At 38.0% G+C, this 11,357-nt stretch carries 17 protein-coding genes and 1 pseudogene; 9 read left to right on the top strand and 9 right to left on the bottom strand.

The genetic code is table 11. The annotated features are described in order from the left end of the window. Positions 1–99 precede the first annotated feature (99 nt). Entirely contained in the window at positions 100–399 is a 300-nt protein-coding gene (locus tag LG34_RS05570) for an ArsR/SmtB family transcription factor (RefSeq protein WP_005330972.1), read from the top strand. Positions 400–495: 96 nt separating this feature from the next. On the opposite strand, the pseudogene LG34_RS17455 reads toward LG34_RS05570, so the two are convergent. The 7 genes and pseudogenes from LG34_RS17455 to LG34_RS05535 all read right to left on the bottom strand — a co-directional run. Further along, positions 496–561, bottom strand: a pseudogene (locus LG34_RS17455) (DUF3847 domain-containing protein); the annotation flags it as partial. A gap of 23 nt (positions 562–584) precedes the next feature. Next, positions 585–1,220 carry an SdpI family protein gene (locus LG34_RS17055; protein ID WP_109215203.1) on the bottom strand — a complete coding sequence of 212 codons (636 nt, stop codon included), beginning with the start codon at positions 1,218–1,220 and terminating at the stop codon, positions 585–587. Beyond that, entirely contained in the window at positions 1,204–1,482 is a 279-nt protein-coding gene (locus LG34_RS05555; protein WP_181369303.1) for an autorepressor SdpR family transcription factor, read from the bottom strand. The genes LG34_RS17055 and LG34_RS05555 overlap by 17 nt, the downstream gene beginning before the upstream one ends. Before the next feature lie 155 nt (positions 1,483–1,637). Beyond that, positions 1,638–2,546, bottom strand: coding sequence for a radical SAM mobile pair protein B (locus LG34_RS05550; protein WP_109215201.1), 909 nt, complete (start codon positions 2,544–2,546; stop codon positions 1,638–1,640). Next, a complete protein-coding gene (locus LG34_RS05545) occupies positions 2,531–3,223 on the bottom strand; it encodes a radical SAM mobile pair protein A (protein WP_109215200.1) in 693 nt (230 codons plus the stop codon). Before LG34_RS05545 ends, LG34_RS05550 begins: the two co-directional genes overlap by 16 nt. Continuing rightward, complete coding sequence (locus LG34_RS05540) at positions 3,220–3,657, bottom strand: radical SAM mobile pair system MarR family transcriptional regulator (RefSeq protein ID WP_005608550.1); 438 nt, start codon at positions 3,655–3,657, stop codon at positions 3,220–3,222. Before LG34_RS05540 ends, LG34_RS05545 begins: the two co-directional genes overlap by 4 nt. Before the next feature lie 119 nt (positions 3,658–3,776). Continuing rightward, on the bottom strand, positions 3,777–4,139 hold the full coding sequence (locus LG34_RS05535) for a class I SAM-dependent methyltransferase (protein WP_242979810.1): 363 nt from the start codon (positions 4,137–4,139) through the stop codon (positions 3,777–3,779). Positions 4,140–4,438: 299 nt separating this feature from the next. Here LG34_RS05535 and LG34_RS05530 point away from each other — a divergent pair, with 299 nt between their 5' ends. The 8 genes from LG34_RS05530 (at position 4,439) to LG34_RS05490 (ending at position 8,986) form a co-directional block, all read left to right on the top strand. Next, entirely contained in the window at positions 4,439–4,795 is a 357-nt protein-coding gene (locus LG34_RS05530) for a hypothetical protein (RefSeq protein ID WP_109215199.1), read from the top strand. Next, a complete protein-coding gene (locus LG34_RS05525; protein ID WP_242979809.1) occupies positions 4,779–5,639 on the top strand; it encodes a DUF4300 family protein in 861 nt (286 codons plus the stop codon). The genes LG34_RS05530 and LG34_RS05525 overlap by 17 nt, the downstream gene beginning before the upstream one ends. A gap of 90 nt (positions 5,640–5,729) precedes the next feature. Next, positions 5,730–6,374, top strand: a complete 645-nt coding sequence (locus LG34_RS05520; RefSeq protein ID WP_109215198.1) for a nitroreductase family protein — start codon at positions 5,730–5,732, stop codon at positions 6,372–6,374. Positions 6,375–6,612: 238 nt separating this feature from the next. Then, the gene (locus tag LG34_RS05515; protein ID WP_242979808.1) at positions 6,613–6,999 is read left to right on the top strand and encodes a thymidine kinase; all 387 of its coding nucleotides are present in this window, start codon (positions 6,613–6,615) and stop codon (positions 6,997–6,999) included. Between the two features lie 269 nt (positions 7,000–7,268). Next, the gene (locus tag LG34_RS05510; protein WP_109215197.1) at positions 7,269–7,529 is read left to right on the top strand and encodes a type II toxin-antitoxin system Phd/YefM family antitoxin; all 261 of its coding nucleotides are present in this window, start codon (positions 7,269–7,271) and stop codon (positions 7,527–7,529) included. Between the two features lie 41 nt (positions 7,530–7,570). Then, on the top strand, positions 7,571–7,834 hold the full coding sequence (locus tag LG34_RS05505; protein ID WP_347486662.1) for a type II toxin-antitoxin system RelE/ParE family toxin: 264 nt from the start codon (positions 7,571–7,573) through the stop codon (positions 7,832–7,834). A gap of 405 nt (positions 7,835–8,239) precedes the next feature. After that, a complete protein-coding gene (locus LG34_RS05495; protein WP_146190191.1) occupies positions 8,240–8,488 on the top strand; it encodes a hypothetical protein in 249 nt (82 codons plus the stop codon). Positions 8,489–8,743: 255 nt separating this feature from the next. Beyond that, positions 8,744–8,986 carry a polya polymerase gene (locus LG34_RS05490; protein WP_109215194.1) on the top strand — a complete coding sequence of 81 codons (243 nt, stop codon included), beginning with the start codon at positions 8,744–8,746 and terminating at the stop codon, positions 8,984–8,986. Positions 8,987–9,121: 135 nt separating this feature from the next. On the opposite strand, the gene LG34_RS05485 is transcribed toward LG34_RS05490, so the two are convergent. Beyond that, the gene (locus tag LG34_RS05485; RefSeq protein WP_181369295.1) at positions 9,122–10,429 is read right to left on the bottom strand and encodes a sensor histidine kinase; all 1,308 of its coding nucleotides are present in this window, start codon (positions 10,427–10,429) and stop codon (positions 9,122–9,124) included. After that, on the bottom strand, positions 10,426–11,145 hold the full coding sequence (locus tag LG34_RS05480) for a LytR/AlgR family response regulator transcription factor (protein WP_109215192.1): 720 nt from the start codon (positions 11,143–11,145) through the stop codon (positions 10,426–10,428). Before LG34_RS05480 ends, LG34_RS05485 begins: the two co-directional genes overlap by 4 nt. Positions 11,146–11,357: the final 212 nt, after the last annotated feature.

Raw genomic sequence — 11,357 nt, 5'->3', positions numbered from 1 at the left:
AATCAAAAACTTGATTCTCTTTTTTAAAATACATACATTTACAAATATCTATGTATATATCATATTGAACATAGACAATGATCAATGTGAGGTGTCAATATGAATGCAATGGATGTGGCTTTGATATGCAAGGCTTTGGGCGATGCGAACCGGCTGGAAATTGTACAGATGCTGTCGGATGGAGAAAAGTGCGGGTGTAAACTTTTGGAAAGATTTGAAATTACCCAGCCAACTTTATCCCATCATATGAAGATATTGGTAGGATGCGGTCTTGTGAATGATCGTAAGGAAGGAAAATGGCATCACTATTCTTTGAATTGTGAGACATTGATGAATTACAAACACTTTATAGAATCCCTTACTTGCCTTGGATGCGGTGACGGGGATTGTTGTAAATAATTTAAGGAGAGCAGATATCATGAAAAAAGAATCAAATTCAGGAGATTCCTCGTTGGTCATGCCCTTTGCTTCTGGCACAATACTTTCAAAGACTGCGCCCCGGACGATAAGGCGGTGGCTGCGCGTTCTGCGTTCCTCTTTGAATAGCTTCTGACGCAACATCTTTTCCCGATTTTGATGTTGTGTTAATCCATCGTCTTTCGATAATACAGATACGAATAGATTACTGGCAAAATGCACGGAATAATGGCAAACACCAGAAGTATCCACACATTTTGAAATGGCGATGTTGCAATCAAAACAATTCCCCCGATCACCATACATTTTCCTCCGAACCGATGGGTATGATACCAGTTTTCAGAATCGCATAATGCCCATGGAACACGAAATCCAATGCTATAATTCGGTTTTATTTTTGGAATAAAGTTACCTAAAATGAGATAAAGAATTCCAATGAGTAATCCACCAATAAATGCTGTATTCAGCAGGTATCCTAAGTTGTACACATAAATCATGTTACAAACAACCAGAGAAACCAACGGGCAAATCCACAAAACACCCCGAAATACTTTTTTGCTAATATTTTTTGATTTCGGATCAATGTTTGTTATAACTGCACAACTAAAATGAAGCAGCAGCAGAATGAACGGAAGTCCAAACACTGCAAAGATTTTGGAACTATATCCATTTGGCTGACCATCTGCTCCAAAATGTATTGCAACAGAAGCTGGTAGATGTTTCCATAAAAGCAAACCTATAACGATTGGCAATAACGTTACGATAGATGTAAACACTAACATTTTTTTATGATGTCTGATCATGATCTTTTTCTCCTTTTAATTCACTGATCCACAAAAAAATTTCTTCAAGCACAGTGGCATTTAGCTCATAATAAATATATTTGCCTTCCCGTTCGTCACGAACTAAATCCGCATCCTTCAAAATAGATAGATGACGCGAGATTGCCGCTCCCGAAATGGAAAAATGATTACAGATCTCACCGGCAGACAAGCGCGACTGCTTGAGTAAATTAAGTATTTCACGTCTTGTAGAATCCGCAAGCGCGTGAAGTGTATCCTGCATTCCCAAATTTATCCCCCCATCATTTAACATTTCAGTTAATTGTTAAATGTACTATAACATGATAACTCTGTTTGTCAAGAGACATACGCTTATTTCCAGAAATACTGCAATATAATCTACTTTGATTTACTTTTTTCTCTCCAATAAACTGGAAGTTAGCGATTTCTTTTTCCGGTATTCTCTGTCCCACGGATTTCCTCATGATAGAAATAATCTACGATCACCGGATGTCCCTGCGGGACTCTGCCATAAGGCATTTCATTATCCACAAAGGCACAATCATACTTCTTAGCCATTTTCTCAGCTTTTACTTCAAGTGCTTCAAAGTAGCTGCGGTTATGCTTGTTATAGATCTCGTCGTAAAGTGGTACAAGATCAGGATATTTTCCGGCGATATAATTCATAATTGTCTTTTTGAAACCGCCTCGAAGATTGAGATTTTCGAGCCAGAACAGATCGCACTGATTCTTTACCCGCTCAAAGATTGCTTCAAAATCCGTGATACCGGGAAATACCGGGGATACGAAACAGACTGTACGGATACCTGCCTCATATACCTGCTTCATAGCAGCGATACGGTGCTCAATGCTCGAAGCAGAGTCCATATCGTTCTTGAAATTTTCATCTAGTGTGTTGATCGACCATGAAACGGTTACACGTCCAAGCTTCTTCAGTAAATCAATATCTCGTACCACAAGATCCGACTTTGTGCAGATCAGAATATCTGCGTCACTGCCGATCAGCTGCTCCAGAAGTTTTCTGGTATTCCCGAATTGCTCCTCCTGTGGATTGTAGCCATCTGTCACAGAACCGATGACCACCCGCTGTCCGGCATATTTCTTCGGATTTTTAATTTCCGTCCAATGCTTCACATCAAGGAAAGTGCCCCATTCCTCCTTGTGTCCGGTAAAGCGCTTCATAAAAGAAGCATAGCAATACTTGCAGGCATGTGTACAGCCCACATAGGGATTGACCGAGTAACCACCTACCGGCAGACTAGACTTAGTCATGATGTTCTTTGTCTCCACCTCACGAATGAGGATTCCATTTATTTCTTCTTCCATGATTTCTGTACCTCTAACACTTTATTAAATTCTTCCGGCATTTCCTGAATCATATTTTCATCCCCTATGATAGGGACAAGGTCTTCCTTCATAAACACCGGAATGCCAAGCTTATGTGCCTGGTCCGCCAGAGACCATGCCCATTCCGGCTCCGTATGAATCTTCCTGCTCTGAGCTCCGGTCATAGTGCCGACAACGATCCAGTTGATTCCGGAAAGGTCAACTGTACCGGGATCGTCGAATAACGGTTCAAAGGTAACATGGTAATGCTTTGCTCTGATGTTTTTCCGAAGGGCGTCGATACGCCACAGTTCTGCTTTCCTCGTCACCGTAACGCCAAACCATGCGTTTTCCAGATCGGTATCAAAATCCAGCAAATCAGGTCGCTTGGTAAGGAACAGGAACTGATGCTGTGGATTTTCACGGATTTTTGCAAATACCTCGTCTCTCCATTCCGGCTTCCATCCGGAGAGATCGCTCATCCCGGTAAGAAGAAAGTTCTGCGGACGTTTCTTTTCCATCATCTTGAGCTTACCCGGAAAGAATTCAGGGTCAGCGAAGTCATCAATCATATGCCAGCGTTTCACGTTGTTGCGGGCATAGCAATATGTACACCCCACTGTGCAGCCAATGACGATATTCATGTTCTGAATCTGATCTTTGATACAAATACTCATGACTTCTGCCACTCCTCAAGATTCTTTCTGATGCGGTCGAGACATTTCTCAAACCGGGTAATTTCTTCCTCTGAAAAACCTTTGTAGTAAATACTGCCCATCTCATCAGATACAGAATCGTACTCGCCCTTTAAGGCATGTGCTTTCTCAGTCAGAAACAGGAGTGTTTTCCTTTTGTCCGTTTCAGACTGAACACGGCTTATCAGCCCTTGATTTTCCATTCTTTCCAGCATCGTAGTAAGAGATGTTATCGCTAATCCGCATTTAGTGGAGAGTGACCTGATTGAGATACCATCCTCCTGCCACAGCACATAAAGAATACGTCCCTGGGCTCCATTAAACGCATCAATATTCTTTTCACTGAGAATCTTCTCAAAAATCCGGTCTCCAAGCTGTTTTATTTTTGTGACAAGAAATCCTCCATTCATTTCCATACAAAAGCTCCTATATAGTAGTTTGTTAAAAACATACTATATAGGAGCTTTATTGTCAAGAATTTATATGTCTTAATAGGTAAATTCCATTTTTTTCAATTCTCCAAACCGGAATTTGGCTATTTCGTTGCAACAATACTTATCCAATGATTTTTTGCATTTGAATACGTTTTGATCTCTGTAAAACCCGCTTCTTTCAAAGCGGCAACAAGTTGTTTAGATGTGTAAATCTTCATACCATTGATCATCTTTGTCCATTTTTCATCTGCGGCATTCGTTCCGTCACTCTCGTTACAAATCAGGAATATGCCTTCGCTTTTCAGCACACGGTTGACCTCGGAAAAGCATTTTACTAATCCTGGCCAAAAGTAAACTGTTTCGAAGGCAGAAACATAATCAAAAGTCGCGTCAGAAAAGGGTATAGCAGATACATCTCCTTGAACTACATTACATTTCCCTTGTTTAATGGCGAAGGCGTTCAATTTCTGAGTTTCTGAAGATGGTGATGAATTAGTGGATTCTATATGGATTGCTAATTTTAATGAATTAGTGAACTATTTGGATACATTGTAATTGTCCATAAGAAAATAAAACAAAAGTAGCAGGAGATAAAAAACTTCTGTCACTTTTTTGAGTCATATAGGCATACTATTTACAACAAAAAATAAATATTTCTTTAATTTTATTGGTATTCTATTTACATGGTATAAAGAGTAATATACTCTGAAAAAGTACATGCGAGTACTAATAATAAGAAAATAATAAGAAGAGAGGTATTATAATGAAGAAGAAACTAATTACGATCATAATTGGCATGGTGTTTTGTATCGGATGGATTGGAGGCTGTGCAAGTAAAGAGACAAATCACGATAATGTTGCAACAAGTGTTACTGAAGAGTCTAAACAGGAAGGCGTAAAAAAAGAAAAGGAGCTTACAGGAACAATCGATGAGATTAAGGATTTTCAATTTGTTATTATAGACGATGAGAACACACCATATAGTTTTACTTTTGAAGAAAAGCCGGATGGATTAGAGAGCGTTTGCAACGGAGATACTGTGATTGTAAAATATATAGGAACAATTTCTGAAGTTGATCCATTTGAAGGAGAGGTAATATCTGTTGAAAAGACAAAGTAAAATAAGAGCAGCTATTAAATTATCGGTTTTTATTATTCTTTTATGTATGATGTTGAGTGGATGTGCAGAAAAAAAAGAAAAACTGCCAACAGCAACTTATATGGGAGGAAACAATACTATTACAGAGATTTGCAAAGAACTTAGTTCTGCGGGAGCTTCACATGTAGATACATTTCAAGAATGGGTGACTGATTTCGCAGATTCTGCAGGAAAGAATGCAAAGTTAAAAGATAGCTGGTCAAATCCTGAAAAAATGAATACTGATACCGGTAAATGTATGGATGGTTGGGAAAAAACTCATGACTATTCAGACACCGATTGCAGAATGACAGCCTTTCTTCTGCTGGATGGGCTGCTTCACGCGGAATCAACAGAAGCTGACTATAACGGCACGTATTTGATGTTCGATACGGAAGCAATAGATAATGCAGACAGATATAAAATAATAAAACAGAAGATAAACATGTTTACTACACTATATGGGGAAAAGCATGTTACGGATGAGAAACATCCGGAAACAACATTTTCTGATAGCTGGAAGCAATATGGTTTTCAAATAGATAGTGACAGGATTTCGCTGCTTAGTATTGCAATATACGACCCGGATTCTGATGTTATTTTTGTAGGACATACCGGTTTATTAATAAAATACAGTGACTATTATTTATTTGTGGAAAAAATTGCATTTGAACAACCGTATCAGGCAACAAAGGTGCATAATATGGATGAATTGCTTAATATCCTTTCACTGAGACCAGAGTATTTCGGAGAAGAGGGAGAAGCCGGTCCATTTGTATATAATAATGGAGAATATGTGGGAACATTAACGAATAATAATAATTAACAGAGGATAAAAAACCGGTAAACTCTCGGCATAGACAGACATTGGTTATTTCTGGTACAATAAATAAAAATTGAACGTGAGGGATAAAATATGTTTACAAAAGAAGATAATCAGGTATTAGATCGTATATTAAATGCCAGAAAAACTTGTCGTGCATTTGCGGAGAATGTGCCGACTGATGATGAAATCAAAGAAGTAATCCAGGCTGGATGTATCGCACCATATGCGTCCATTGATGCAAAAGCAGTTACACCGTTCCGCCATTTTTTTGTAATTAAAAAGGATGATCCGAAAATGGAACAAATAGATGCGTTTATCAGGCAGCAGAGCCAGGTAGATTTAGATGCAAGAATCAAAGAAGAAGAGACAGATCCTTTTTTGAAAGAAAATGGAGAAGGTGTCAAAAAATTGTGGAAACATGTTGCGGAATGCGGGGAAAGCACCTTCCCAAATCCACCCTGTCTGATCATTGCGGCCGAGTGGCGTGGCGCCAGAAGAGCAGAACATCAGAGTCTTGCACATATGATGCAGAATATGTGGATTAAAGCTACTGCATTAAATCTGGATTTTCAGCTTATTTCTGTTACAGAAAATATGGTAAATAATCAGGATTTCTGCGATATGCTTGGACTTCCGGTTGGTAGGTATGGATTTCTTGCATGTGTGCTTGGATATGCAAAAGAAAATAATGCACCGCAGCATCCAAGGGCAACGACACAGATTCATTGGCTGTAAATCAGATGACAGAGTATAATATTTAGACAATCACAATTCGTGAAGGCGTAAAACAAAGTGTGTGAGTTAAGAAAAGTATTGTCAATTTACCCAAAAACTGTAATATCTTGAAAACTGAAAAAACCATATTTTAAGCGGTCTCGCGAGAGGCTGCTTTTTCTTTCCTTTCTTTTTACACTTCATTTTTTTAGCTTCTAACCTGTAAGAAGTTATCGGTTTTATCCTGAAAGTGTAGGAAGTGGATACACTGTCGGATATCGTTGATTTTTATGAGATACCGGTTCTCTGCTATGGGTTACGAACAGATTTTTTGAATCACTTGTTTCCGGGCTCCAGACGGTTGATGGATATCGCTGACGTGATAGAAGAAGTTCCGACGGTCTGTTGGTGTGGCAAACGGACACAGTGTAATACCAGATATGCAGATGGGAAGATTGTCCGGGAAGGTGCACAGATTATGCTTGGTTCCAATGAGAGTTATGTGGCTTTGTGCAGGAAACATTATAAAGAAGGAACATTGTGGAAGCCGACGGATGACGATGTGAAAAATCATTTAAGAGATATAAAGACTAAAATATATGGTGATATAAAAATATCTGAGAATCAGATTAAGGAAGGGCAGTAAAAGATGCACAAATTGCACTAAAGTCAATGCGAGATAAGTATGGCTTATGAATAGATGATTTGAATGTATTTTTTTCTGTAATAAATTTGGTTATTATTTCCATATAAGTACTTCCTTTCAGTAATAAAGTATCACTTTATAGTGAAAATAGTTATAAAAGACGTAAATGAACTAAAAAGATATTAATTTTTATTTTTAACAAAAGAAATTGCAAATGTGATAAAATTAAGATAAAATAAAGATAATATAAAGCGAAAGGAGAAATAAAAATGATTCAAATCAGACCTGTTTCTGACCTCAGAAATAAATTTCCGGAAATTGAGACAATTGTTAATAACGGAAATCCGGTATATTTAACAAAAAATGGTTATGGTGCTATGGTGGTTTTAAGTTTAGAAGAATATGCTAGTCTTACTGATAATATAGAAATGAAGCTTGATGAGGCGGATCGGCAAGCAGCAGTGACTGATGAAAGACTTTCTCATGAAAGTGTATTTAAAAAAGCAAGGAGTGCAATATATGGAAAATAAATCTTATTCACTCCGTTATCTTCCTAATATTTGAGACAGATTTGTTAAGTACAATAAATTATATTACAAACGTTTTGAAAAATGAAAGTGCAGTACTTCGCTTAGTGGATGATATAGAAACTTCTATATTAAAAAGACTAGAAAATCCTCTTGCCTTTGAACCGTATCGTTCTGCAAAAAAGAGGGATTATCCTTATTATAGGATTTATGTGAGGAATTATGTTGTATACTATGTAGTTATTGGAGATGTTATGGAAGTACGACGCCTGATATATGGTGCGCGTGACATAAATCGTCATTTATAGCAGTATACTACGGATATAGTTTTACATGGTTTAGTGGCAATATTCAAAAGGAAAATGTATTACATCTCCTGCATGAAAAATATCGTAGGTGTTTTTCGTGCAGGAGGTATTTTTATTCTTCAGCTAAAGATTTATCCGTATTGTGGGTATCCCATGTGCCAGTTTCAGTACCCCAAAGGAATAATAAAATCACCTTCTGACTTAGTAGCTGACTGCTCAATAGAAATACAATCCGACAAATCAACAATATGATTCTGATCTGTAATTCCAAAAATACGATAGGATCCATCTGCAATAATTCCGGTTTTTCGGGTGGAGAATGGAATTTTTGTCAATTCGTTTGTCTGGCAGTGTTAAAGCAGATGGATATTGTAGAAGATAAGGGCAAAGTGAAACTGACGGCGCATGGAAAAGATTCTTTATTCCGGAAAGCTGATGAAGCTGGAATATGAGACAAAATCGGATGTATTTGTTCCGGCAAGAAGACAGAGGGATTATTATGAAATACCGGCAAATGCGCTGCAGTATACTTATCATAAGCCGGAACGATTGCTGATCGGAAGTGTGAAGCTGAAAATGTATGCGCCGCTTGCAAATAAGCAGCTGCGTGTAAAGACGGCGGTTCTCAGTATTCTGATGAATGGGTTCTGGTAAAAGTGAAGAAATAATTAAAGAGTAATTGTAATGTAAGTAAAGGAATTTTCAAAAGATTTTTCTTGCTAAGATATAAATTATCTTGTTATAATATAAGCATAAAAAGAAGGTTCTTACATATAATAAAAAGGGAATCTTGGTATAAAATATGGTGTCACTCCGCTATTGACAAATACATAGCCAGATAGTATGATTCAATCAATGAGATAGGGTTTTCGTAACGTAAAAAGGCTTAGAAAAAGAGAGGAAACACGTATGAAAATCAAAAATGTCAAAGATGTAAACGTATTTTTAGGAGTTGTTAATGAGTGTACTGGAGATGTAATCTTAACATCAGAGTATGGTGATAAATACAATCTGAAATCTACATTATCACAGTATATTGCAATTGCAGCACTTCTTGGCCAGCACGGAGAGGAACTTGAGTTATGGTGTTCTAACCGTGAGGACGAAGCAAAATTCCTGCATATGTTCCAGGATAACCCGGAGATGATGTAATTACTCCTTTTCGTTGGAAAGGTTTCCAATTTTGTGACATTACAGATTTATCCAACAAAGAATGAAAACGAAATAAAAATAAGGGCAGACAAAACGGTACGTTCCAAGTAAGGAGCGTACCGTTTTGTTTGTGATTTATGAAGCATTGTCATTGTTTTGCGGAAAGAACAGCATTGCAGAGGCGGTAAAAATTCCATTTTCATATTCAAATAAAATTGTTCCATTATATTTTTCTACTGCCTGAGTGACATTATGCAGTCCCCATCCATGAAAAGATGATTTGCGTGTTTTTGGTGGAAGTCCATCATCCGTAAATTTGATTTCTTTGGATGGATTGGAAATTTCGATCAACACAAATTTCTTAATGCTCTGGATACGGATTTTTAATGGAGCAGTCTGTTCCGGGAGTTTACCGACAGCTTCAATGGCGTTATCTAGTAAATTTGCCAGTATTGTACAAAGGTCGGCTGCTTCAATTCCGGTTTTATCCGGGAAATCGGTCTGGATCTCATAGCGGATCTTTCGATTTTCCATGAGCTGTATTTTATTGTTTAATACGGCATCTACCACATCATCACCAGTCCAGTGGGTTTTCTTCAAAATCTGCACCGGTTTCTGAATCGCGGCGATATACGTTTTTGCCTCTGATATATTTCCATCATCCAGCAAATGATCCAGAGCAATCAGGTGGTTGTTCAGATCATGGTATAACCTTGCGTTCTGACTGTATACTTCGTTCAAGTTCTGATATTTTTCTTCTAGAAGATGTTTGCTCAGAGTTTCTTTTTCCAGTAAATGCTGTCTGTTTCGCAGATCGATCTCAAAGAGCAGAACGGCAAATAGCAGCAGTAAAAAAGCGATGAGGATCACCCAGAATTTTGGTGCCTCAAAATAATTGCTGAATGTTTTATGCATCAGATATATCATAACAAAACATCCAACGACAGTAGCGATAAGCAGTTTCCAGACTTTCTTCTTTCCATCACTCATGCGGCGGATGATTGCAGCTGTGATCAGGACAAGGGCAAGTTCACATCCTTTTGTAATCAGAGAAAAAGCAATCGTTGTCCGGTCAGGATAGGAATGGAGAACCGAAAGGAACCTTGCGCCGTGACGCGAGAAGTTTAGCATCATTGTGATATAAAAAAGTTCAATACATCCCGCCATCAGCACATAAAAAGTGGATAGGAAGATTATAACAAAAAACTTCTTACGAACCAAAATGCATCCGCTGATAAAAAGAATCAGAATATACAGCAAAACGGAAAGCATCGTATATAGCAGATAGTCATTGATCTGTATATAAAATGGTGCCGCAATGTAGGAAATAATGACTGCATACCGGTACTTGAACGTAGGATAAACCGCATGCAGTAATATAAAAAATATAAACACTTTTAATATGGCAAAGCCGTAATCGGATATCATGAAGAATGTTGTCATAAAGAATTCCTCCATAATTTTTGCAGCAGTAATTTGAGTTCCCTGATACGTGCAAGACTGGCAGGAAGAAATTCACCGTTATCTAATTCAATCGTTGTGTCCTGAATGGATACGATATGGAGCAGATTTACGATGATTCCTCTGTCAGCAAAAACAAAATCAGAACTGTTCAGTTCTTCCATAACCGGATTTAAACTTTTGCGCTCTTTTACTTCGGTCTGGTTTGTTAAATGAAAAACACTGTTTTTCCCTTCGCGGGATATGTACAGGATGTCTTTCAGCAATAATTTTCGATACATGCGTGTATTGGAGAGCAGATAGTACTGGTCAGTCTGCATATGAAGAATCCGAAAGGCATCTTTGAGGGCTGTCGGCAGCTTCTCCGGGAGCATTTCTTTGTCAATGTAGCGGAATGCGGACAGCTCAAAGGCATCCAGTGCGTATTTTGTATAAGCGGTAATGAAGATGATCAGCGCACCGGGCAGATGTGTCCGAATCGTTGCGGCTAATTCCATACCGTTCATATGCGGCATTTCAATGTCTGTCAAAATCAGGTCAAAAAAGTGACCTTCTTTGATGTCATAACTCAGGTTTTCACTCTTGCTGTACAATGTGATATCTGCAACTTCCTGATTGGATTGTAATATAGTAGTTACTGCCTGATTCAGATGTTGCAGTGTTACTTCTGAATCGTCGCAGATTGCGATTTGAATCACTGATAAAACCTCCCAAAAACAATAAATTCAAGTCGAACAAGTGTGAATTCTGGTATATAAATCCGGTCTGTATAAATTAGTATGTTTTCCTTAGAATCATTGTGTAATTACTTATTAAGGATAACGGAAAAAGAGGTTGATGACAACCCCAGATTTTAGCATGGATTTATCTCAGTCTGAGTTGAGACTCCCACTTCTGCAAGTGGTGAGTA

Source organism: Eubacterium ramulus, assembly GCF_003122485.1.
In the GTDB taxonomy this organism is placed as follows: domain Bacteria; phylum Bacillota; class Clostridia; order Lachnospirales; family Lachnospiraceae; genus Eubacterium_I; species Eubacterium_I ramulus_A.
The sequence above is the reverse complement of the archived record's forward strand: the minus strand, read 5'-3'. Positions and strand labels throughout refer to the sequence as shown.